Source organism: Streptomyces aquilus (assembly GCF_003955715.1).
Taxonomy (GTDB): Bacteria; Actinomycetota; Actinomycetes; order Streptomycetales; family Streptomycetaceae; genus Streptomyces; species Streptomyces aquilus.
Window position 1 is genome coordinate 5,766,605 of sequence record NZ_CP034463.1, and the last position, 22,103, is coordinate 5,788,707.

At 70.0% G+C, this 22,103-nt stretch carries 24 protein-coding genes; 12 read left to right on the plus strand and 12 right to left on the minus strand.

Annotation, left to right across the window (positions count from 1 at the left end; genetic code table 11):
• Positions 1-3 precede the first annotated feature (3 nt).
• The 4 genes from EJC51_RS26450 to EJC51_RS26465 form a co-directional block, all read right to left on the minus strand.
• Entirely contained in the window at positions 4-444 is a 441-nt protein-coding gene (locus tag EJC51_RS26450; protein WP_126273368.1) for an SRPBCC family protein, read from the minus strand.
• Complete coding sequence (locus tag EJC51_RS26455) at positions 437-829, minus strand: ArsR/SmtB family transcription factor (protein ID WP_126273369.1); 393 nt, start codon at positions 827-829, stop codon at positions 437-439. Before EJC51_RS26455 ends, EJC51_RS26450 begins: the two co-directional genes overlap by 8 nt.
• Positions 826-1,290 carry an SRPBCC family protein gene (locus tag EJC51_RS26460; RefSeq protein WP_126273370.1) on the minus strand — a complete coding sequence of 155 codons (465 nt, stop codon included), beginning with the start codon at positions 1,288-1,290 and terminating at the stop codon, positions 826-828. The genes EJC51_RS26455 and EJC51_RS26460 overlap by 4 nt, the downstream gene beginning before the upstream one ends.
• A 156-nt stretch (positions 1,291-1,446) precedes the next feature.
• Positions 1,447-1,803 (minus strand): ATP-binding protein, encoded by a 357-nt coding sequence (locus EJC51_RS26465; RefSeq protein WP_126273371.1) that lies wholly within the window; start codon positions 1,801-1,803, stop codon positions 1,447-1,449.
• Between the two features lie 187 nt (positions 1,804-1,990).
• Between EJC51_RS26465 and EJC51_RS26470 the strand changes: the two genes are divergently transcribed.
• Genes EJC51_RS26470 through EJC51_RS26480 form a run of 3 tightly spaced genes read left to right on the plus strand, consistent with a single transcriptional unit; the run spans position 1,991 to position 3,455 of the window.
• Positions 1,991-2,842: a helix-turn-helix domain-containing protein gene (locus EJC51_RS26470; RefSeq protein ID WP_126273372.1), complete on the plus strand. Its 852-nt coding sequence runs from the start codon at positions 1,991-1,993 to the stop codon at positions 2,840-2,842.
• The gene (locus EJC51_RS26475) at positions 2,842-3,039 is read left to right on the plus strand and encodes a DUF397 domain-containing protein (protein ID WP_126273373.1); all 198 of its coding nucleotides are present in this window, start codon (positions 2,842-2,844) and stop codon (positions 3,037-3,039) included. Before EJC51_RS26470 ends, EJC51_RS26475 begins: the two co-directional genes overlap by 1 nt.
• Positions 3,018-3,455, plus strand: a complete 438-nt coding sequence (locus tag EJC51_RS26480) for a VOC family protein (protein ID WP_126273374.1) — start codon at positions 3,018-3,020, stop codon at positions 3,453-3,455. Before EJC51_RS26475 ends, EJC51_RS26480 begins: the two co-directional genes overlap by 22 nt.
• A 3-nt stretch (positions 3,456-3,458) precedes the next feature.
• Here the strand turns inward: EJC51_RS26480 and EJC51_RS26485 are convergent, their stop codons facing one another.
• Positions 3,459-4,046 carry a TetR/AcrR family transcriptional regulator gene (locus EJC51_RS26485; RefSeq protein WP_126273375.1) on the minus strand — a complete coding sequence of 196 codons (588 nt, stop codon included), beginning with the start codon at positions 4,044-4,046 and terminating at the stop codon, positions 3,459-3,461.
• 108 nt (positions 4,047-4,154) lie between these two features.
• On the opposite strand from EJC51_RS26485, the gene EJC51_RS26490 reads away from it, so the two are divergent.
• The 3 genes from EJC51_RS26490 to EJC51_RS26500 all read left to right on the plus strand — a co-directional run bounded on the left by EJC51_RS26490 (position 4,155) and on the right by EJC51_RS26500 (position 7,084).
• A complete protein-coding gene (locus EJC51_RS26490; protein WP_126273376.1) occupies positions 4,155-5,138 on the plus strand; it encodes an aldo/keto reductase in 984 nt (327 codons plus the stop codon).
• A 50-nt stretch (positions 5,139-5,188) separates the two neighbouring features.
• Complete coding sequence (locus EJC51_RS26495) at positions 5,189-6,394, plus strand: cytochrome P450 (protein ID WP_126273377.1); 1,206 nt, start codon at positions 5,189-5,191, stop codon at positions 6,392-6,394.
• An 87-nt stretch (positions 6,395-6,481) separates the two neighbouring features.
• The gene (locus EJC51_RS26500) at positions 6,482-7,084 is read left to right on the plus strand and encodes a Uma2 family endonuclease (RefSeq protein WP_126273378.1); all 603 of its coding nucleotides are present in this window, start codon (positions 6,482-6,484) and stop codon (positions 7,082-7,084) included.
• 6 nt (positions 7,085-7,090) lie between these two features.
• Here the strand turns inward: EJC51_RS26500 and EJC51_RS26505 are convergent, their stop codons facing one another.
• Positions 7,091-8,662 (minus strand): ABC transporter permease, encoded by a 1,572-nt coding sequence (locus EJC51_RS26505; RefSeq protein WP_126273379.1) that lies wholly within the window; start codon positions 8,660-8,662, stop codon positions 7,091-7,093.
• Positions 8,659-9,549: an ABC transporter ATP-binding protein gene (locus EJC51_RS26510; RefSeq protein WP_126273380.1), complete on the minus strand. Its 891-nt coding sequence runs from the start codon at positions 9,547-9,549 to the stop codon at positions 8,659-8,661. Before EJC51_RS26510 ends, EJC51_RS26505 begins: the two co-directional genes overlap by 4 nt.
• A gap of 73 nt (positions 9,550-9,622) precedes the next feature.
• Between EJC51_RS26510 and EJC51_RS26515 the strand changes: the two genes are divergently transcribed.
• Positions 9,623-10,114: a GbsR/MarR family transcriptional regulator gene (locus tag EJC51_RS26515; protein ID WP_126273381.1), complete on the plus strand. Its 492-nt coding sequence runs from the start codon at positions 9,623-9,625 to the stop codon at positions 10,112-10,114.
• Here EJC51_RS26515 and EJC51_RS26520 read toward each other — a convergent pair.
• Complete coding sequence (locus EJC51_RS26520) at positions 10,111-11,619, minus strand: APC family permease (RefSeq protein WP_126273382.1); 1,509 nt, start codon at positions 11,617-11,619, stop codon at positions 10,111-10,113. The two genes, EJC51_RS26515 and EJC51_RS26520, sit on opposite strands and share 4 nt — an antisense overlap.
• Positions 11,620-11,789: 170 nt before the next feature.
• Between EJC51_RS26520 and EJC51_RS26525 the strand changes: the two genes are divergently transcribed.
• Entirely contained in the window at positions 11,790-13,175 is a 1,386-nt protein-coding gene (locus EJC51_RS26525) for an ethanolamine ammonia-lyase subunit EutB (protein WP_126273383.1), read from the plus strand.
• Entirely contained in the window at positions 13,172-13,915 is a 744-nt protein-coding gene (eutC, locus tag EJC51_RS26530; protein ID WP_126273384.1) for an ethanolamine ammonia-lyase subunit EutC, read from the plus strand. Before EJC51_RS26525 ends, eutC begins: the two co-directional genes overlap by 4 nt.
• 45 nt (positions 13,916-13,960) lie before the next feature.
• On the opposite strand, the gene EJC51_RS26535 is transcribed toward eutC, so the two are convergent.
• Positions 13,961-14,377 (minus strand): DUF6086 family protein, encoded by a 417-nt coding sequence (locus EJC51_RS26535; protein WP_126273385.1) that lies wholly within the window; start codon positions 14,375-14,377, stop codon positions 13,961-13,963.
• A 55-nt stretch (positions 14,378-14,432) separates the two neighbouring features.
• Positions 14,433-15,290 carry a diacylglycerol kinase family protein gene (locus tag EJC51_RS48265; RefSeq protein ID WP_207924807.1) on the minus strand — a complete coding sequence of 286 codons (858 nt, stop codon included), beginning with the start codon at positions 15,288-15,290 and terminating at the stop codon, positions 14,433-14,435.
• A 219-nt stretch (positions 15,291-15,509) separates the two neighbouring features.
• On the opposite strand from EJC51_RS48265, the gene EJC51_RS26545 reads away from it, so the two are divergent.
• On the plus strand, positions 15,510-16,793 hold the full coding sequence (locus EJC51_RS26545) for an adenylosuccinate synthase (protein WP_126273386.1): 1,284 nt from the start codon (positions 15,510-15,512) through the stop codon (positions 16,791-16,793).
• Positions 16,794-16,838: 45 nt separating this feature from the next.
• Here EJC51_RS26545 and EJC51_RS26550 read toward each other — a convergent pair whose 3' ends face one another.
• On the minus strand, positions 16,839-18,740 hold the full coding sequence (locus EJC51_RS26550; RefSeq protein WP_126273387.1) for a serine/threonine-protein kinase: 1,902 nt from the start codon (positions 18,738-18,740) through the stop codon (positions 16,839-16,841).
• A gap of 247 nt (positions 18,741-18,987) precedes the next feature.
• Here EJC51_RS26550 and EJC51_RS26555 point away from each other — a divergent pair, with 247 nt between their 5' ends.
• Complete coding sequence (locus tag EJC51_RS26555; protein WP_126273388.1) at positions 18,988-20,796, plus strand: bifunctional metallophosphatase/5'-nucleotidase; 1,809 nt, start codon at positions 18,988-18,990, stop codon at positions 20,794-20,796.
• 3 nt (positions 20,797-20,799) lie between these two features.
• On the opposite strand, the gene EJC51_RS26560 is transcribed toward EJC51_RS26555, so the two are convergent.
• A complete protein-coding gene (locus EJC51_RS26560) occupies positions 20,800-21,648 on the minus strand; it encodes an NAD(P)H-binding protein (protein ID WP_126273389.1) in 849 nt (282 codons plus the stop codon).
• A gap of 161 nt (positions 21,649-21,809) precedes the next feature.
• Here EJC51_RS26560 and EJC51_RS26565 point away from each other — a divergent pair, with 161 nt between their 5' ends.
• The gene (locus tag EJC51_RS26565; RefSeq protein ID WP_126273390.1) at positions 21,810-22,100 is read left to right on the plus strand and encodes a DUF3303 family protein; all 291 of its coding nucleotides are present in this window, start codon (positions 21,810-21,812) and stop codon (positions 22,098-22,100) included.
• The last annotated feature ends 3 nt before the right edge of the window (positions 22,101-22,103 follow it).

Genomic DNA, 22,103 nt, shown 5'->3' on the forward strand with positions numbered 1-22,103 from the left:
CGTTCAGTGCCAGTCGCTGATCTGGACGTCGTCCGGCGCGGGTTCGCCCTTGCCGGTCTCGATCAGCCTCTTGAGGCTCATCAGATAGGTCGCCCACTTGGTGGAGCAGTGGTACATGAACTCCACCGGCTCCTGCCAGCCTTCGTGCCGGAACAGCACGATGGTGAAGTCGCCCTCCTGCTTCAGCTCGAAGCGGACGTGGGTGCCGATCCATTCCTCGGGCCCGTCGACGACCTCCCAGACCAGGCGTTCGGCGGGCTGGGCCTCCAGGACCTTCATGTCGAACCCGCCGGGTACGAAGCGGAACTTGATGACGCCTCCGACCCGGGGGTCGCCCTCCGTGTCCCGCGTCCACCAGTTCGCGAGTCCGTCGACGGTGGTCAGGGCCGTGTAGACGGCGTCGGGGGATGAGGTGATTCCGATCCGGTGCAGGATGTCAGGCATTTTCGGTACCTCTCTCTGATGTCATGTTCTCCGGTTGGACCTGGGGCGGGTTCTCCCGGTCTTGCTGGATCGCCTCGGCGATGCGCTTGATGCGGTGCAGTCGGGCGTCCCAGCTCGCCCCGACCGACGCCAACTGGGCTATGGCACGGGCGAGTTGCTCCTCGTCCACCTCGTATCGGCGCTCGCGGCCGGACGGGGTCGCGTGGACCAGCCCGACCCGGTGGAGCACGCCGAGGTGTTTGGCGACCGCCTGGCGCGTGACCGGCAGTCGGTCGCTGAGCGAGGTCGCCGTGCCGAAGCCGTCGGCCAGCATCAGGTCGAGCATCCGGCGCCGGGTCGGGTCTCCTACGGCGGACCACAGCTCGTCGTCGACGGTGACGCTCACGGCGTGGACTCCAGCCGGTTCACGTAGGCGACCAGGCGCGGCAGGAAGTGGTCCCAGCCGGTGGAGTGCTCGCGGTAGGCGTTCTCCAGTACGGCGGCCTCCCAGCCGCGTTCCCGGAATCCCGCCTCGCTGAAGCGCAGCAGCGTGCCCGAGCCGGAGGGGGTCAGATCAAAGGTCACGAGGAGGGAGTTGACCGGTGTGGGGGTCTCGCCCTCGTCGTACACCCACCGGAACGAGAACCGCCGGGGCGGATCGGCGTCCACGACGGTCAGCGCTTCGACCTTCGCGTCCGGCGTGCTCCTGTCTCCGAACGAGATGACGCCGGTGCCGCCGGGCACGGGCTTGAGCTCGGCCTCGTCGGGCCACCACTCCCGCAGATGCTCGGGTCTGCTGACGACCTCGTAGACCACCTCGGGTGTGGCGTCGATGTGGATCTCCCGCTCGATGCTGCCGTACTCCATGGCTCTCACCCGGCCCTTTCGCAACCTTTGGTTGCGTATCACTGTAAGCCCGGGAGGCGGTGACGTGCAACCATCGGTTGCGCGTCGCGGTTACGCCGTCGTCGCCAGTTCGCACCACACGTACTTGCCGCGGTTGCCGAACCTGGAGAGCGGCTGTCAGCCCCAGAGGTCGGAGGTGGCGGCGACGAGGGCGAGGCCGCGGCTGGATTCGGCGTCCAGGTCGCCGGTCAACTTCTGGGGAGGGTCCGGGGGTTCGGGATCGGCGTCCCACGCGCCAATCCGCAGCACGCCGTCCCGCCAGCGGATGCGCAGGGCGGCGGGGCCGTCCGTGTGGAGAACGGCGTTGGAGATCAACTCGGCGGCGAGCAGCTCCGCTGCGTCGACGAGGGTGATGAGGCCGTGCATGGTCAGGATGAGGCGGAGGGTGCGGCGACTTACGGTGACGGCTCTGGGGTCGTTGGGGATGTAGAGGGAGTACTCCCAGGGGTCGGGGGGCGAGGCTGTTTCGGGCATGCGGTAACTCCGTTTCGGGGTGGGGGTGTGCGGTGGCGGTGCCGCAGGGATGTAGCGGTGCACTTCCGCAGAGTGAGCGATGCGTCACTGACGGTATCTCCTAAATTTAGGACAGTGCAAGCCGTTGCCGTATTCTCGGTCTCCGAACGAGGGACGTTCGCAGGGAAGTTGGGGCGGGGAGGCGTCAGTGCCGCCGAAGAGGCATCTCACGGCCCGCAGGGTTCGTCTGGGTGCTGAGCTGCGCAAACTCCGTGAGGCCACGGGCATGAAAGCGCGGGAGGCCGCGGCGTTGCTCGGAGTCGACTCGGTTCAGATGAGCCAGATCGAGTCCGCCGTCGCGGGCGTGAGCGCCGAGCGGGTCCGGCGTCTGGCCGCCAACTACGGCTGTATGGACGAGGCCCTGATCGAGGCGCTGGTCGCCATGGCGGTCGACCGTACGCAGGGGTGGTGGGAGGACTACCGCGGTGTACTGCCGCCGGCGTTCCTGGACATGGCCGAGGTCGAGCACCACGCCACCTTCATTCGCGAGGTCGTGATCACGCACGTCCCGGGGCTGTTGCAGACCCCCGACTACGCGCGCGCGGTGTTCCGGTACATGCGCCCCGAGCTGCCCGAGAGCGAAGTGGCACCTCGTGTGGAGCACAGGATGCGACGGCGAGCCGTCATCGAGGGCGATACCCCGACGCCGTACGAGACCGTTGTGCACGAGTTCGCTCTGCGGGTCCGGGTGGCTGATCGTCAGGCCGCGCAGGCCCAACTCCGGTTCATCCTCGGAGAGATCGAAAGCGGCCACTCCGTAGTGCGGGTCATCCCCATCGACCAGGACGGCTTCGGCGGTACAGGTGCGTCGATGATGTACCTCGGCGGCCCGGTGCCCAAGCTGGACACCGGCCTGCGCGATTCACCCACCGGCACCGCGTTCATCGACGCCGAACCGCAGCTGGAGCACCTCCGCACCTTGCTTCGTAGGGTGGAGAAGGCGTCGCTGGACCCGGTGGCGTCACGGGACTTCATCCATCGACTGACCAAGGAACTCTGATGAACTGGCGGAAGTCGACGTACTCCGACGGCGGTGACGGCAACACCTGCGTCGAGATCGCCATCCTCCCCACCCACATATCCCTCCGCGACTCGAAAAACCCCACCCGAGCCACCCTCACCGTCCCCGCCCCCGCCTTCACCGCCCTCATCAACCACTTGAAGGGCCCCTCGTCATGGAACAGCGAGTCACCCTGATCACCCTCGGCGTATCCGATCTGGCCCGCAGCAAAGCCTTCTACGAAGCCCTCGGCTGGCGTGGCCAGGAGGTTCAGGAGACCGTCTTCTTCCAGGCCGGCGGTCTCGGACTGGTCCTCTGGAGCCGGGAGAAGCTCGCCGCCGACTGCGGTCTGGACGCCGGCAAGGAACCGCCCGCCTTCGGCGGCATCGTCCTCGCGCACAACGTCCGTGACGACAGCGAGGTCGACGCCCTCCTCGACACCGCCCGCGCCGCCGGAGGCACCGTCACCAAGCCCGCCGCCCGTAACGACATCGGCTTCTACTCCGGCGCCTTCACCGACCCCGACGGTCACGCCTGGGAGGTCGCCCACAACCCCGGCTTCCCCCTCGCGGAGGACGGCACGGTCACGCTGCCCGACTTCGGCCGACCCTGACCGCTACGACCCCGTCGCCGGGAACAGGCGTTCCACCGCCCGCACCACGGCCGCCCGGCGTGCCGCCAGGGAGCGGTCGTGGGTCTGGTCCGCCGCCGCGTCCACCAGATCGAGCTGGCCCGCCCAGGCCGAGGCGAGCTGGTTGAGGAAGATGAGGATGTCGATGGGCTCCCAGGAGGGGTCCAGATGGCCCGCCTCCTGCGCCTTCCGGATCTGCTCGGCCTTGCGGCGGATCGTCTCCCTGGTCGCGGTGTCGGCGGTGTCGCCGGCCAGTTCCAGTCGGCCCCAGCTCATGAGCCGGTAGCGGTCGGGGTGCCGTATGAAGTAGTCGTGCACGCGGCCGGCGTACTCGGGCAGGTTGGTCGGGTCCAGGCGGGTCGCCTCCGTGACCGCGGCCAGCTCCCGTTCGGCGATGAAGCCGTAGAGCTCCTCCTTGCTGCGGAAGTACGCGTAGAGGCGTTCCGTGCTGGTCTTCGCGGCCTTGGCGATACGGGTGATGCGGGCGCCGGCGATCCCGTACCGGGCGAACTCGGCCCGCGCCGCGGCGACGATGCGGTCGCGGGTCGAGTCCGCGGTCGTCGAAGAGGTCATGCCTTGAGGTTACCCAGCCAAAACGTTCTGTTTGGCGAAGGCTGCCGTGCGGGCGTACAGTCGACCAAAGCAAACATTTTGGTTTGACTTGATGGGCAGGAGTACGTCATGCAGCAGAGGACACTCGGCGGCCAGGGCCTCACCGTCTCGGCGCTCGGCTACGGCTCGATGGGCCTGACCATGGCCTACGGACCCGGCGACGAGCAGGAGGGCGTCGCCGCCATCCAGCGTGCCCATGAGCTCGGCGTCACCTTCATCGACACCGCCGAGCTCTACGGCTGGGGCACCGGCTCCAACGAGATCCTGGTCGGCAAGGCGGTCAAGGGCTTCCGGGACGAGGTCGTGCTGGCCACGAAGTTCGGCTTCGACCTGTCCGACGTGTCCAAGGGCTTCGGTCTGAACAGCCGCCCCGACAACATCCGCAAGGTCGCCGACAACAGCCTGCGCTACCTCGGCGTCGACCACATCGACGTCTTCTACCAGCACCGCGTCGACCCGGACGTGCCGATCGAGGAGGTCGCCGGGACGGTCAAGGAGCTGATCGACGCGGGCAAGGTCAAGTACTTCGGGCTCAGCGAGGCGGGCCCGCAGACCATCCGCCGCGCTCACGCCGTACAGCCGGTGTCGGTGCTCCAGACCGAGTACAGCCTCTTCGAGCGGGATGTCGAGCGGCTCTTCCCGGTCCTCGACGAACTCGGCATCGGCTTCGTCGCGTACTCCCCGCTCGGCCGCGGCTTCATCACCGGCACGGCCAAGCCCGCCGACGAGTACGACGCGACCGACATGCGCCGCGGCGACCCGCGCTGGCAGCCCGGCAACTTCGAGAAGAACGTCGAGGCCGTCGAGCGCCTCGCCGCCCTCGCCGCGGCCAAGGGCGCCACCGTCTCCCAGCTGGCCCTGGCCTGGCTGCTGACCCGCGGCGAGCACGTCGTGCCCATCCCCGGCACCCGCAGCGTGCGGCGCATCGAGGAGAACGCGGCCGCCGCGGACCTCACCCTGACCGACGCCGACCTCGAAGCGATCGCCGAGATCCTTCCGCACGGCGGTTTCGGTGCCCGCTACGCCGCGGATCACACTCCGGTCTGGGTCTGACGTCCAGACACCCCTGGTCAGGAGGGGGAGGGTCGGGCTAGCGTCCCGTCATGGCAGCCTTCGACCCGTGGGACCCGGACTTCCTCGCCGACCCCTACCCCGCCTACGCCGACCTGCGCGCAAGGGGCCGTGTCCAGTACTACGAGCCCACGAACCAGTGGCTGGTCCCGCAGCACGCCGACGTGTCGGCTCTGCTGCGGGACCGGCGCCTCGGCCGCACCTATCAGCACCGCTTCACCCACGAGGACTTCAACCGCACCCCGCCGCCCCCCGAGCACGAGCCGTTCCACACCCTCAACGACCACGGCATGCTCGACCTGGAGCCGCCGGACCACACCCGCATCCGCCGCCTGGTGTCGAAGGCGTTCACGCCGCGGACGGTGGAGGGCCTGAAGCCGTACGTGGCCCGGCTCGCCGGAGAACTGGTGGACGCGCTCGTCGAGAAGGGCGGCGGCGATCTGCTCGCCGACGTCGCCGAACCGCTGCCCGTCGCCGTCATCGCCGAGATGCTGGGCATCCCGGAGGCCGACCGTGGCCCCCTGCGGCCCTGGTCGGCGGACATCTGCGGGATGTACGAGCTGAACCCGTCCGAGGAGGCCGCCGCAAAGGCCGTACGCGCCTCCGTGGAGTTCTCCGACTATCTGCGGGAGCTCATCGCCGAGCGGCGCAAGCACCCCGGCGACGACCTCGTCTCCGGCCTCATCGCCGCCCACGACGAGGGCGACCGGCTCACCGAGCAGGAGATGATCTCGACCTGCGTGCTGCTGCTGAACGCAGGGCACGAGGCGACGGTCAACGCCACGGTCAACGGCTGGTACGCGCTGTTCCGCAACCCCGACCAGCTCGCGGCCCTCCGCGCCGACCACTCCCTCGTCCCCACCGCCATCGAAGAGCTGATGCGCTACGACACCCCGCTCCAGCTCTTCGAACGCTGGGTGCTGGACGACATCGAGGTCGACGGGACGGTCGTCCCGAGGGGTGCGGAGATCGCCATGCTCTTCGGTTCCGCCAACCACGACCCGGCGGTGTTCCAGAACCCCGAGCGCCTCGACCTCGCCCGCGCCGACAACCCGCACATCTCCTTCAGCGCCGGCATCCACTACTGCATCGGCGCGCCCTTGGCCCGTATCGAGCTGGGGGCATCCATGACGGCCCTGCTGGAGAAGGCTCCGACCCTGAGCCTGGCGGCTGAGCCGGTGCGGAAGCCGAACTTCGTGATCAGGGGGGTGGAGGGGCTGGCCGTTGAGGTGGGGTGATCACTCGTTCGGCTGATCATCGAGCGATCCGGCGCCTGGGGCGTACGCGCCTCGCCACACTGGCCACGGCCTGAGAGGGGGTGCACCATGACCGTTATGGCAGAGCGCGCAATGCAGTCGCCCCAGATGTCGGTGGAGGAGTTCGAGAGGATCGCCGCCTTCGCGGCCAAGGAGACCGACGACGCCGTCAGGTTCGAGTTCATCAACGGACGGATCGGGGTCAAGAAGGTGCCTGACGGCGACCACAACACCATCGTGCTGTGGCTGATGCGGCGGTGCATGCAAGCGAGGCCTGACTTGGACCTGTACCAAGGCCAAGGGCTGAAGGTGGAGCAGTACCGCGAGGGGCGTGTCCGTCCGGACGCCGTTCTCGTGCCCGAGGAGCACTTTGCCGGTCATGGCGAGTGGGCCGACCCCAGCGGTGTCTTCCTGGTACTTGAGGTGACCTCGTACGACTCGGACACGGACAGGCGTGACCGCCGGGAGAAGCCCGTTGCCTACGGCGCCGCGGGCATCCCGTTCTATCTGCTGGTCGACCGTGACAACTGCACCGTCGCCCTGTACAGCGATCCTGATCCAGAGGTCGGATACCGCAGTCGCCTCAGAGAGCCTTTCGGCGCCACGATTCTGCTCCCCGACCCTCTCGGCATCGAACTCGACACCGAGAAGCTCAAGCAGTACGTCGACTGAACCCCGTCACGCCGTCATGTCCCGCCGCCGCAGCCCCGTCAGACCGGCAGCCACCAGCACCGCAGCCAGCCCCAGCAGCACCACCACCGGCCCCCACTCCATCCCCCCACCCGGCAACTTCGGCAGATGCCCGAACGGCGACAGGTCCAGTACCGCCTGCGGAGCATCCAGCGCCGGGCCCACCCAGCCGATGAGCAGGACGGCCCCGGCGACACCCCACGCCGCCATCGCAGCCCGCGGCAGCAGCCCGTACAGCAGCACCGCCAGGCCGCCGATGACCCAGACCCCGGCCACCTGCACCAGGCACGCGCCCAGGATCGGGCCGATCTCCTTGCCGTAGCCCACGGCGAAGCCCAGACCGGTGAGCAGCATGAGCAGCACCGCCCCGCCGAAGGCGATGACCAGATGACCGGCGGCCCAGCCCAGGCGGCTCACCGCGTTCGCCAGCACCGGCTCCGCGCGGCCCGACGTCTCCTCGCCGTGCAGGCGCAGCACGCTCTGGACGACGTACAGCGCCGCGATCAGGCCCATCATCCCGACCATCGACGCCAGGAACGCGTCCTCCAGGCCGCTCTGGCCGCCCATCCGCTCGAAGATCTCGCGCGCGTTCTTGTTGTCGCCGACCAGGTCCGCGACGCCGTCGGTGAGGCCGCCGTAGACCACACCCACGACGAAGAAGGCGAGGCTCCAGCCGTACACACTGCCCCGCTGCAACCGCCAGGCCAGTGCCCCCGCCGTGCCGAGCCGTCCTCTCGCCGGGCCCGGGCGGGTCGGGAAGAAGCTCATGCCGACGTCCCTGCGGCCCGCCAACGCGTAGGCCAGCCAGGCCTGTAGCAGTACCGCCGCCGCGAACAGCAGCAGCACCCACCAGCGTTCGTCCGCGTACGGACGCAGGTTCTCCAGCCAGCCCAGTGGGGAGAGCCAGGTCAAGACCGAACTGCCGTCGTCCGAGGCCGAGTCGCCCGCCGCGCGCAGCACGAACGCCGCACCGAGGATGCCGGAGGTCAGCCCGCGGGCCAGCCGCGCGCTCTCCGTCAGCTGCGCGACGATCGCCGCCATCGTGGCGAAGACCATGCCCACCGCGGCCAGTCCCAGGCCGAGGGCGAGCGCACCCACGGCGCCCTGGCCCGCCAGGCCCGCCGTCACCAGGAGGGCGAGGACCGCGTTCGCGACGGCCGCCGCCAGCAGCGCCGCCGTCAGCGACGCCCTGCGGCCCACCATCCCGGACGCCACCAGCTCCTGGCGGCCGCTCTCCTCCTCGTCGCGGGTGTGCCGTACGACGATCAGCAGGCTCATCGCCGCCGCGACCAGCCCGGCGTAGACACCGACGCGCCAGGCCGTCAGCGCGCCGAGATCGGTGTCGAAGACCGGGCCGATCAGGGCGCGGAAGGACGCGTTGGTCGCCACCTGGTGGATCAGGTCGGCCCGCTCGGCGTCCGTGCCGTACAGGCCCTTCAGGGAGGCGGGCATGGAGAGGATCATCAGCGCGTTCACCGCGACCCAGACCGGGATCGTCAGCCGGTCGCGGCGCAGCGAGAAGCGGAGCAGGACGCCGGTGCCCGCGAGGGAGGTCGTCACGACGCGTCCTCCTGGTAGTGGCGCAGGAACAGCTCCTCCAGGGTCGGGGGCGTCGAGGTCAGCGAGCGCACTCCCGACTCGGACAACTGCCGCAGCACGGCGTCGAGTTTGTCGGTGTCGACCTGGAGCCGGACGCGGTGGCCCTGGATGTCGAGGTCGTGGACGCCGGGCAGCGAGGCCAACCCGTTGGGGGCGCCCGCCAGTTCGGCGGACACACTCGTCCGGGTCAGATGGCGCAGGTCGGCCAGCGAACCCGTCTCGACCGTACGGCCGTTGCGGATGATGCTCACGCGGTCGCAGAGCTCCTCGACCTCGCTCAAGATGTGCGACGACAGCAGGATCGTCCGGCCCCGGTCGCGCTCCTCCTCCACACAGCGCTGGAAGACCTCCTCCATCAGCGGGTCAAGGCCCGAGGTCGGCTCGTCCAGGATGAGCAGGTCGACGTCCGAGGCGAACGCGGCGACCAGGGCGACCTTCTGGCGGTTGCCCTTGGAGTATGTGCGGCCCTTCTTGGTGGGGTCGAGTTCGAAGCGGTCGATCAGCTCGGCGCGGCGGGCCGGGTCCAGGCCGCCGCGCAGCCTGCCGAACAGGTCGATGACCTCGCCGCCCGACAGGTTGCGCCACAGCGTCACGTCGCCGGGGACGTAGGCGATCCTGCGGTGCACCTCGACCGCGTCCGCCCACGGGTCGCGGCCGAGCACCTGCGCGGCGCCCGCGTCGGCGCGCAGCAGGCCCAGCAGGACACGGATGGTGGTGGACTTGCCGGCGCCGTTGGGGCCCAGGAAGCCGTGCACCTCGCCGGTCTCGACCTCCAGGTCCAGGCCGTCGAGCGCGTGGGTCCGGCCGAACGACTTGTGCAGGCCGGAGACGGTGATTGCCTTCGTCATTCTTCAGAACGTACGCTTCTTTCAGAAATTTGTGAAGTTAAGGAAGCGTATGAACGCCGGTTAGGGTGAGGGGATGAGTGACGTGGCAGGTCGGGACCCCGAAGCGGTGTCCAGATTCGTGGAGCGGTTCGCCGCGCAGCTCGTCGAGGCGGGGATGGCGCGCATGCCGGCCCGGGTCTTCGCCGCGCTGCTCGCCTCCGACAGCGGCGCCCTCACCTCCGCCGAGCTGGGCGAACGGCTCCAGATCAGCCCGGCCGGGGTCTCGGGCGCCGTGCGCTATCTGTCCCAGGTGCACATGCTGTCGCGGGAGCGCGAGCCCGGCTCACGCCGTGAGCGGTACCGGGTGCACAGCGACCAGTGGTACCAGGCCATCACCAACCGCGAGGCGGTCATCAAGCGCTGGGAGGACGCCCTGCGCGAAGGTGTGGCCAGCCTGGGGGCCGGGACTCCGGCAGGCCGCAGGCTGGCCGAGACGCTCGCCTTCTTCGAGTTCATCGAGAAGGACCTCGCCGAGATGATGGAGCGCTGGCAGGTCCGCCGCGCGGAGCTGTTCCCGGACGGTTAGCGTTCCTTGGTCTCCTCCAGGACCGTCCGGCCGAGGAGCTGGTAGCGGGCCGGGTCCCGGCGCTTGAGGTACTGGGCGTATCCGATGCCCGTTCCCGCGACCAGCGCCACCAGCCACGGGGTCGCCTTCAGCACCAGCGAGCCGGACTCCGTACCGGCCGCCGCGCCCATGTTGGACACCAGCAGCGCCACCACCGCGAGCATCGCGACGCCGCCGACGAGCGGGGCGGTGAGGGTCCTGAACCAGTGCCGGCTCTCGGGGTGGTTGCGGCGGAAGTAGACCAGCACCGCGAAGGAGCAGACGGCCTGCACGACCAGGATCGCCATGGTGCCGAGGATCGCGAGCAGGACGTACGTGCCGGTGTACGGGTCCTTGCCGGCGGCCGCGAAGGCCAGCAGGAGCAGCGCGGTCACGATCGTCTGGACCAGGCCCGCGATGTGCGGGGAGCCGTGCCGGGCGTGGGTGCGGCCGACGGTGTTCTTCAGGGAGGGCAGGACGCCCTCGCGGCCCAGCGCGTACATGTAGCGGGCGGCGCAGTTGTGGAAGGCCATGCCGCAGGCCAGCGAGCCGGTGATCATCAGCCACTGCATGACGTTCACCGCCCAGTGGCCCACGTACTGCTCGGTGGGGCCGAAGAACAGCTGGAGGGGGTTGGCGGTGGAGACCTCGACCGCCTTCGACTGGCCGGTGCCGGTGATCGCCATCCAGGACACGAAGACGTAGAAGACGCCGACGCCGAGCACCGAGATCATCGTCGCCTTGGGGATGATCTTCTTCGGGTTGCGGGACTCCTCGCCGTACATCGCCGTCGACTCGAAGCCGACCCACGACCAGAAGGCGAAGAAGAGCCCGAGCCCCGCGCTGGTCCCCTTGAAGGCGTTGACCGGGTTGACCGGGTCGATGCTGAAGCCGTCCGGGCCACCGCCGTGGAAGGCGACCGAGATCGCCATCGCGGCGAGGATCGTGACCTCGGTGGCGAGCAGTACGACGAGCAGCTTCTCGGCGACCGAGACGCCGAACCAGGTGCCCATGGCGTTGACCGCCAGCATCAGGAGCGCGAACGCCCACCAGGGGATGTCCGCGCCCGTCTGGTCCTTCAGCGTCTCGGTCGCGAAGGTCGAGAAGATGCCGATCAGGGCCGGCTCGAAGACGACGTAAGCGAACGTGGCGAGCAGCCCGGAGGCGAGTCCGACGGTGCGTCCGAGGCCGTAGGAGATGAAGCCGTAGAAGGCTCCGGTGGAGGTGATGTGCTTCGCCATCGAGGTGAAGCCGACGGAAAAGATTGCCAGTACGACCATTGCGACGAGGTAGCTCGCCGGGGCACCGATGCCGTTGCCCGCCGACACCATGAAGGGCACGTTGCCCGTCATCGCGGTGATCGGCGCGGCCGTCGCGACGGCCATGAAGACCACGCCCAGCAGGCCCACGGCGTTGGGCTTGAGCCGGTGAACCGTGCCTGTCTCGTCTGTCTTCGCCGCTGGGGCGACTCCCTCGTCCACTGCCATCGGGCTAGGCCCCTCTCCTGCTGACGCGCTGGTGTACCGGGCTGGACTCTGTCGGCCGAATGAGTCGGCCAAGGGTCTCGGGGCGTTAAATGTTTGTCAACCAGACCTTTAGAAGTCCGAGGAAATCTGCGGAAATCTGCTCGCAACACGCGGCTCGTACGGTCGCCGCCATGAGCGTCCACACCTCCACCCTCGGCGGCGAGCGGCACCGCTTCACGTCCCTCGCCCAGTTGCTGGCCGCCGCGAGCCCGGAACGTTCCGGCGACCGCCTCGCCGGGCTCGCGGCCGAGTCGGCCCGGCAACGGGTCGCGGCGCGCTGGGCGTTGGCGGAGGTGCCGCTCACGACCTTCCTGACCGAGCCGCTGATCCCGTACGAGAGCGACGACGTCACCCGGCTGATCCTGGACACGCATGACGCGGCCGCGTTCGCGCCGGTGGCGGGGATGACGGTCGGGGAGTTCCGGGAGTGGCTGCTCGCGGCGGACGGTCCGGCGCTGACCGCCGTGGCCCCCGGGCTCACCCCGGAGATGGTGGCGGCCGTCTCCAAGCTCATGGGGAACGCCGACCTGGTGGCCGTCGCGCGCAAGGTCCGGGTCGTCACCGCGTTCCGCTCGACGATCGGCCTGCCGGGACGCCTCGCCACCCGCCTCCAGCCCAACCACCCCACCGACGACCCGGCGGGTGTCGCGGCCGCCCTGCTGGACGGGCTGCTGCTGGGGTCGGGAGACGCCGTGATCGGCATCAACCCGGCCACGGACAGCCCGAAGGCGGTACGGGACCTGCTGGACCTCCTCGACGGGGTCATCCAGCGGTACGCCATCCCCACCCAGTCCTGCGTCCTGTGCCACGTCACGACCAGCGTGGACCTGATGGAACGCGGCGCCCCCGTCGACCTGGTCTTCCAGTCGATCGCCGGCACCCAGGCCGCCAACGCCTCCTTCGGCGTCACGCTCGGGCTGCTCGACGAGGCGTACGAGGCGGCCCTGAAGCTGGAGCGCGGCACGGTCGGGCGGAACGTCATGTACTTCGAGACCGGGCAGGGCAGCGCCCTGTCGGCCGACGCGCACCACGGGGTGGACCAGCAGACGGTGGAGGCACGGGCGTACGCGGTGGCGCGGCGCTACGACCCCCTGCTCGTGAACACGGTCGTCGGCTTCATCGGCCCGGAGTACCTCTACGACGGCCGCCAGATCCTGCGCGCCGCCCTGGAGGACCACTTCTGCGGCAAGCTGCTCGGCCTGCCCATGGGCCTGGACATCTGCTACACGAACCACGCGGACGCCGATGACGACGACGTGGCCACCATGCTCACCATGCTCGGCGTGGCGGGCGCGTCCTTCGTGATCTGCACGCCGGGCGGCGACGACATCATGCTCAACTACCAATCCGCCTCGTACCACGACGCGTTGTACCTCCGTGAGGTCCTCGGGCTGCGCCCGGCACCGGAGTTCGAGGCGTGGCTGGCGACGATGGGGCTGCTCGACGAAGCCGGCGGCATCCGCGAGGTCGACGCGCACGCACTGACGGAGATCGCCGGAAGGGAGCTCGCGGCATGAGTGAACTGGCCCTGGGGCAAGGCGAGTTGTGGCGGTCGCTGCGCGGCCGTACGCAGGCCCGGATCGGCCTCGGGCGGGCGGGTTCCGCCCTCCCGACCCGGCACCGGCTGGAACTCCAGGCCGCGCACGCCGCCGCGCGGGACGCGGTGCACTCGCCGTTCGAGCCGGACCGGGTCGCGGCGGGGCTGCCGGGCCTTCCGACGGTACGGGTGCGCAGCGCGGCCGGTGACCGGCTGACGTATCTCCAACGCCCGGATCTGGGACGCCGGTTGGACGCGACCGACCGGGCGCATCTGCCGGCGGGGGAGTGGGACGTGGTGTTCGTCGTCGCGGACGGGCTGTCCAGCCGGGCCGTGCACGAGCACGCGGCGACGGTGGTCACGGAGACGGTGACCCGGCTGCCCGGTTGGCGGATCGCGCCGGTCGTGCTGGCCGAGCAGGCGCGGGTGGCGCTGGGGGACGCGGTGGCGGCGGCCATGGGGGCGGCGATGGTGGTCGTCCTGATCGGCGAACGGCCGGGCATGTCGGCGGCGGACTCGCTGGGCGCGTATCTGACGTACCGGCCGGTGCCGGGCGCGACGACCGACGCCGACCGCAACTGCCTGTCCAACATCCGACCGCCCCTGGGCCTGTCGTACGAGGGCGCGGCGGGCAAGTTGGCGGCGCTGATGGGACGCGCGCGGGAGCTGGGGGCGACCGGGGTGGGCCTGAAGGACGAGTCGGACGCGCTGCCGGCGTAGGGCCGGGGCAGGCCTGGAGCTGCCGGCGTAGTAGCGGCGCCGGCGCTAGACCGGCATCCCGCGCCGCAGCAGATCCGCCCGCTCACGCAGGCGTACGGCCCTGTCCTGGGCGTCGGGCACGGGCACCTGGACGTCGGTGAGTCCCGTGAGCCGGTCGGTGGGCGCCGGGCGCCGCGGCTCGATGCCGGCCCGCCCGGCGAGCACCAGCACCGTCGCGACGAAGCCCTCGGAGAGCGCGTCGATGATCGAGTGCCGGGTGCGGTCGTGCAGGTCGAGGAGGGCGTCGACGTACGTCGCGAAGGCGGCCGGGTCGATCTCGCACTCGTCGTTCTCCATCGGACCGAACCCCGAGGGAACGCCCAGCTCCTCCTCGTAGAGCCGCACATGGCGCAGGAAGAGGCGGGCGGCTCCGTTGGAGGGGTTCCAGAGGGTCTCGTCGCCCACGTCGAAGTACTGGCTCACGCGTCCTCCTGGTGTGATCGCCGGCCCGGAACGGTAACAACCCCATGCGGGGCCGTCACCGCCCCGGCAGCGTCAGGCCCAGCGCCCCCTCCCACACCGTCCACGTCCGGCGTCGTACCGGGCCCGCCACGCCCGCGTCCGCGCCGTAGCGGAAGTCCGCGCCCGTGACCGTCACCGTTCTGCCCGAGGCGCGCAGCAGGGAGGCCTCCGCGCCCACCGACACCGGCCGCACCTCCACCTCGGCCAGCCCCGCCGCGCCCGGCGTCACCGACACCGCCTCCACCGGCTGGCCCAGGTCGACCAGCGTCACCCCGTCCACCTCCACCCGGAGCCGGGAGGGCCCGGGCGCGGGCGGCGCGGGCTCCCGGACGGGGCGGGCCGGGACGAGGGTCCGTACGAGCGTCTGGCAGGTCCGCAGCCAGGGGCGCCCGGCCGCCGCCACCGCCGCCTCCACCGCCGGTTCCGACGGCCGCGGAGCCGGCGCGGGGATGCGCAGCGCGCCCAGCACCACCCCGTCGCTGTCGTCGACGAGCAGGTCGAGGCGGCGCTCCACGCCGTCCAGGACCGCCCGCGCGGCGGCCACCGCGCCCGTCGGCACCCCGAGGGAACGGGCGACCGACAGCGCGCCGCCCACCGGCACGAAGGACAGGGCACATCCGGCCAGCTCCCGCTGCCGGTGCAGCAGGGACACCGCGCGCAGCAGCGCACGGTCGTCGCCGACCACCACCGGCCGCCGCGCACCCCGGCGAGCCAGCACCCGGGCGAACTCCTCGGGCCCCTCCGGCATGCAGACCTTCGTGGTCGCACCCGCGCTGAGCACGTCTTTCGCGATCCGGACCGACTCGCCGTCGGTCCTCCGGGCGACCGGATCGATGACCACCAGCAGCTGATCGGAAGTCGCTGAAGTCGCCACCTCGGTCCTGCCTCGCTTCCTCGGGTAGCATCTTTGTGCAAGAGCCCCTTGCGCTATTGCGCCAGGGGCTTCGTCTATTCCGGGGCATCCGGGTCCGACGGGTTCGCGGCCGACCACGGCCGACGGTGGCCGAAGAAGGTCGCCGGTGTATGCGGCACAGGGCTGTGCCGCGTACGCCCCTGACCTTGGACATGCCCCGCCCGGAAGGGGTGTACGCGCGTGCCCGCACTTGTGCTGCTCGGTGCTCAGTGGGGTGACGAAGGCAAGGGAAAGGCGACGGACCTGCTAGGCGGGTCTGTCGACTATGTGGTGCGCTACCAGGGCGGCAACAACGCCGGCCACACGGTGGTCGTGGGCGATCAGAAGTATGCCCTGCACCTGCTCCCTTCCGGAATCCTCTCCCCGGAGTGCACTCCGGTCATCGGCAACGGTGTCGTCGTCGACCCGTCGGTCCTGTTCTCCGAGCTGAACGGGCTGAACGAGCGAGGCGTCGACACGTCCAAGCTCCTGATCAGCGGTAACGCTCACATCATCACGCCGTACAACGTCACCGTCGACAAGGTGACGGAACGCTTCCTCGGCAAGCGGAAGATCGGCACCACCGGGCGGGGCATCGGCCCGACCTACGCCGACAAGATCAACCGCGTCGGCATCCGCATCCAGGACCTCTACGACGAGTCGATCCTGACGCAGAAGGTCGAGGCGGCGCTGGACGGCAAGAACCAGCTCCTGACCAAGGTCTTCAACCGCCGCGCCATCGAGGCCGGGCAGGTAGTCGAGGAGCTGCTGTCCTACGCGGACCGCCTGAAGCCGTACGTCGCCGACACGGTCCTGGTGCTGAACCAGGCACTGGAGCAGGACAAGGTCGTGCTGTTCGAGGGCGGCCAGGGCACCCTCCTGGACATCGACCACGGCACGTACCCCTTCGTGACCTCGTCGAACCCGACCGCGGGCGGCGCCTGCACCGGCGCCGGCGTCGGCCCCACGAAGATCAGCCGGGTCATCGGCATCCTCAAGGCCTACACGACCCGCGTCGGCTCGGGACCGTTCCCGACCGAGCTGTTCGACGAGGACGGCGAGGCGCTGCGCCGCATCGGCGGCGAGCGGGGTGTCACCACCGGCCGGGACCGCCGCTGCGGCTGGTTCGACGCGGTCATCGCCCGCTACGCGACCCGCGTCAACGGCCTGACCGACTTCTTCCTCACCAAGCTCGACGTCCTGACGGGCTGGGAGCAGATCCCGGTCTGCGTGGCGTACGAGATCGACGGCAAGCGAGTCGAGGAGCTCCCCTACTCCCAGACCGACTTCCACCACGCGAAGCCGATCTACGAGACCCTCCCCGGCTGGTCCGAGGACATCACCAAGGCGAAGACCTTCGCGGACCTCCCGAAGAACGCCCAGAACTACGTCAAGGCGCTGGAGGAGATGTCCGGCGCCCCGATCTCCGCGATCGGCGTGGGCCCGGGCCGCGACGAGACGATCGAGATCAACTCGTTCCTGTAGGCGAGGTGGGAACGCCCCGGCGGCTGCGAGGCCGCCGGGGCGTTCTCACATCACCCGGCGCAGACGCTCGCCGATGTCCGCGGCAGCGGGCTCCTGGCCGTGCCTCGTGTACGGGACGAGGGAGAGTTCCCGGCCGTCGGAGGAGAGTGTCAGACGAGAGGTCTCCGGCGCCTCGCAGGACTTCGCGGAGACGGACCGGTCCAGACGGGCTCCGTGGTGGATGAGGACGTTCTGCGCACCGGCGGCGAACGAGTTCACGTCCGCGGACCACACACAGTGCCTTCCGGAGCGGTCGTCCAGTGCGAGGACCCTCCCGCTGATCCAGTCGCCCTGCTCGATCGTGAGGTGCAGCCCCCGGCCCGAGTCCCAGGTGCCGACGTAGGCGGTGGGCAGGTAGTCCCGCGCTTCCTCGTCGCTCAGTCTGAACTCCGTCCGGGTCGGACCCGCCTCGGACTCCGCCCACACCCACGACACGGTGCCGTCGTCGTCCGCCCGCAGCGTCTGCTGCCCTTTCGGGGTGCAGGACTTCGCGTTGCCGCCCGTGGGCAGCACGGCCGTCACCTTCGCCGTGCCCAGAGTGAGGGTGTCGCCCTCGCGGGCGAGGACCGTGCTCCGCCCCCAGCACGTCACCCTGCCGCCGGAGACGACGAAGTCGAGGGGACTCCCCTTGCCGACGGTGGTCCGGGACTCGATCCGGGCGTGTCCCTCCGCACCTGCCTCGGTGACCCAACCGCCGCCGCCGAACACACCGTCGAACGTGTTGTCCCGGCCCTCGGCGCTGACCTGACCGACCAGCCACGGCAGTGACGACAACGTGCCGGCCACCCCCAGAGCGCAGGCCGCGAGCCCGATGCGTGCCCGGCGACGACGCCGCGGTCGTGGTTCCGGCTCTGTCGCCCGCACGCTCGGCGGCCTGATCCCCGCCTCCGGCATGTCCAGCGGGTCCCGGCGCCGACCCGGTTCCCCGTCCTCCTCGACGCCCCACACGTCCGGGAACGTCATCGCGTGCGGCGGCACCGTCACCGCCGTCACCGGGTCGTCGTCCGCGAGGTGCACTTCCGCGTCCAGCAACCAGGCCACGTCGCGGCCGAGGCGGACGAGGAGTTCGTTCGGCAGCCAGGCGCGGGCCACGGCATTGCGGGTGCGGTCGAGTAACTCCCTTACGGAAGGGCGTCGTTCGGGTTGCTTGGTCAGACACTGCCGGACCAGGTCGACGAGGCCTTCCGGCACACCGTCCAGGTCCGGATCCTCGTAGGCGATGTGGAACATCATGCTGTGCAGCCCGGCGTCCTGGCCCTTGAAGGGCAGTCGTCCGGTTGCCGCGTACGTCAGGACCGAGCCCAGCGAGAACACGTCGCTCGCCTGGGACACCGTCTCGCCCCGCACCTGTTCCGGTGACATGAAGGCCGGCGTTCCCAGTACCGCCCCCGGTTCCGTCAGGCTCCCGCCCAGGCTCGCCGTGTAGCCGCGGGCGAGTCCGAAGTCGATGATGCGGGGACCGTCGACGGTCAGCAGGATGTTCGCCGGTTTGAGGTCACGGTGTACGAGCCCAGCCTCGTGGATGGCCTGGAGGGCGAGGCCGAGGCGGTGCGCGAGAACGTGCACGGAGGCCGATGGCAGCGGGCCGAAACCGCCCTCCACCACGGCGTTGAGAGGCGGGCCGGGCACATAGACGGTGGCCACCCAGGGCTTCTCGGCCTCGGTGTCGGCGTCCAGTACGGTTGCCGTCCACTCGCCGCCGACCTTCCGTGCGGCCGCGACCTCGCGGGCGAAGCGGCGGCGGAATCCCGGGTGCTGGGCGAAGCCCGCGTGCACCAGCTTGACCGCGACGGTACGTCCGCCCTCGGACCTCGCCAGATAGACCCGGCCCATTCCACCCGAACCGAGCCGGGCGATCAGACGGTAGGGGCCTATGTACGACGGATCGTCGGACACCAGAGGCTGCATGGGCCGGGATCCTGCCACAGGGGCGGTTGGGCGGGCGGCCCGTTCACCGACGTCTTCACAAAGCCGTGCCGCCTGCCCGGCGGTCTCTCATTGACCGCTCCTTTCCCTTGACCTGCACCGAAATTGACCTGGTCATGGGTCGTTCCTGGTTCCCGGCGCACCCGCCGTACGACCAGCATCTACGCGTGTAGTCCCCGCATGGCTCACTCCTCGCTCCGCCCCCTTTCCTCCCGTCTCAGGAGACCGCATGCCCGTCAGCCCCATGAACCGCCGTGCGTTCGTGAAGAAGTCGGCCGTCACCGGTGCCGCCGTCGCCGCCGCGGGCACCGTGGCCGCGACGCCCGCCCAGGCCGCCGAGCACAGGCCCGCCAAGTCCCCGAAGACCTGGTCGTTCTCCATCCTCGGTACCACCGACCTGCACAGCCACGTCTTCGACTGGGACTACTACAAGGACGCCGCCTACAGCGACGCCAAGGGCAACTCCGTCGGGGTGGCCCGGGTCGCCACGCTCATCAAGCAGCAGCGGGCGGCCAAGGGCGAGCACCGGGTGCTGCTCGTCGACGCCGGTGACATCATCCAGGGCACCTCGCTGGCCTACTACTTCGCGCGCGTGCAGCCCATCACCGACAAAGGTGCGCCGAAGCACCCGATGGCCGTCGCCATGAACCACATGCGCTACGACGCCGCCGCCCTCGGCAACCACGAGTTCAACTACGGCATCGAGGTGCTCCGCAAGTTCGAGCAGCAGTGCCACTTCCCGCTGCTCGGTGCCAACGCGCTGGACGCCAAGACGCTGAAGCCCGCCTTCCAGCCGTACACCGTGAAGCGGATCTGTGTGCCGGGCGCGCCGGACATCAAGGTGGGCATCCTCGGGCTCACCAACCCCGGTATCGCCCTGTGGGACAAGGACAACGTGAGCGGGAAGATGGTCTTCCCGGGGTTGGTGGAGCAGGCGAAGAAGTACGTGCCGCGGCTGAGGGCGCTCGGATGCGATGTGGTGTTCCTGACCGATCACTCCGGGCTCGACGGTTCCACGTCCTGGGGCGACTCGCTCCCGTACGTCGAGAACGCCTCGAACCTGGTGGCCGAGCAGGTGCCGGGCATCGACGCGATCCTGGTGGGCCACACGCACGTCGAGGTGCCCTCGTACACGGTGAAGAACGCGGAGACCGGTGAGGAGGTGCTGCTGTCCGAGCCGTACTGCTGGGGCTACCGGCTGAGCGTCTTCGACTTCGAGCTCGAACTCCACCACGGCCAGTGGAAGGTGACGAGCAAGACGGCGCAGACCCTCAACCCCAAGGACGTGGACGAGGACCCGGAGATCAAGAAGGTCCTGGAGGCCGACCACGAACTGGTCGTGAAGTACGTGAACACGGCGGTCGGCACCTGTACGCAGGACCTCTCCGCGGCGGAGTCCTGCTGGAAGGACGTGCCGATCATGGACTTCATCCACAAGGTCCAGATGGAGACGGTGAAGGCCGGGCTCTCGGCGTCGGACGCGGCGCTCCCGCTGATCTCCGTCGCCGCGCCCTTCAGCCGCACGGCCGACATCCCCCAGGGCAGCGTCACCATCAAGGACATCGCCGGGCTCTACATCTACGACAACACCCTGTACGGCAAGAAGCTGACGGGCGCCCAGCTCAAGGACTACCTGGAGTTCGCGGCGAAGTACTACTACCAGGTCCCGGCCGGCACCAAGGTCGACACCGCGACCCTCACCAACGCCAACAAGTTCTGGGACTACATGTACGACACGGCGGCGGGCGTCGACTACGAGATCGACATCGCGCAGGCCGAGGGCTCCCGGATCAAGAACCTCACGTACAACGGCGCCCCGGTCGCCGACGACCAGGTCTTCGTCGTCGCGGTCAACAACTACCGGGCCAACGGCGGTTCGGGGTATCCGCACATCGCCACCGCCGACATCGCCTACAGCTCCACCAACGAGATCCGGCAGCTGATGATCGACTACGTGACGGCCAAGGGGGCGTTGGACCCGGCCGACTTCGCGGTCACCAACTGGAAGCTGACGCAGGCCGGGACGCCGGTGTTCTGAGCCTCACCGGAAGGCCGCCGCGTGCGTCCGCGCCCACTGCGCGAACGTCCGCGGCGGGCGGCCCAGTACCTTCGCCGCCGTCGGGAGGACGTCCGCGCCGCGGTCGTCGTCCAGGGTGCGGTGCATGATCGCGTCGACGACCTCGGGCGGGAAGCCGTACCTCGCCATGCCCGCGCGGGCCGCCTCGGGCGGTACGGGGCGTACCCGCAGGTCGCGGCCCAGGACCTGGCCCAGCAGCGCCAGCTCCTGCGTCGGCGTCAGGGCCTCGGGGCCGCTCAACTCGTAGGTCGTGCCGGTGTGTTCGTCGGTCGTCAGGGCGAGGGCCGCGATCTCCGCCAGGTCCGCCGGGTCGATGCTCGCCGCCGGGCGGTCCGCGAACGGGATCGCCACCTCGTCGCCCGCGCTCAACTGGCCCGCCCACTGGAGGGCGTTGGACATGAAGCGACCGGGGCGCAGCAGGGTCCAGACGGGGGCGGTGGCGATGACCGCGGCCTCCGCCGCCGCGTGCCAGCGGGCGATCGGGTCGCTGCCCGCGCCGCCGTCCAGGACGGAGAGCTTGACCAGCCGTCGTACGCCCGCCTGCCGGGCCGCCTCCGCGAGCGCCAGGTCATGGGTCGGGGCCGGGGCCGCGCCGACCGGCTGGGCCGACATCAGGAAGGCCGCGGAGACGCCCGCGAACGCCGCCGGCAGGCTCGCCGGGTCGCCCGCGTCGCCGTACACCGGCCGCGCGCCGGCGGGCAGGCGGGCCTCGTCGGGGCGCCGCGTCATGGCCCGTACGGGCACGCCGGACGCCACCAGTCGTCGTACGAGCTCACTGCCCACGTGCCCTGTCGCACCGGTCACCAGGATCATCGCCGTCTCCCTTCGGGTGGGTTCCAGCGTGCGCCGGGCGACTGCGGGGCGCGTCGCACCGGGGGAGGCGTTCGGTGTCCTTCCCGTGGAGTACAGGAACCGACATATCGGGCATACGATGTAAACGTGCGCGTGTCAGCCGACAGAAGAAGGTGAGTGCGATGCGCGTCCTGCTCAAGGCGTCCCTGAACACCGAGAAGGCGAACGACCTCATCCGCAGCGGCAAACTGCCCCAGCTGATGCAGGAGACCATGGAGCACCTCAAGCCCGAGGCCGCCTACTTCACGCTCGACCACGGGGTCCGTACCTGTTACCTGGTCTTCGACATGCAGGACAGCTCCCAGATGCCGCCGACCGGCGAGCCCTTCTTCATGGACCTCGACGCCGAGCTGGAACTGACGCCGGTCATGAACGCCGAGGACTTGCAGAAGGGCCTGTCCCAGCTGCGGTAGAGC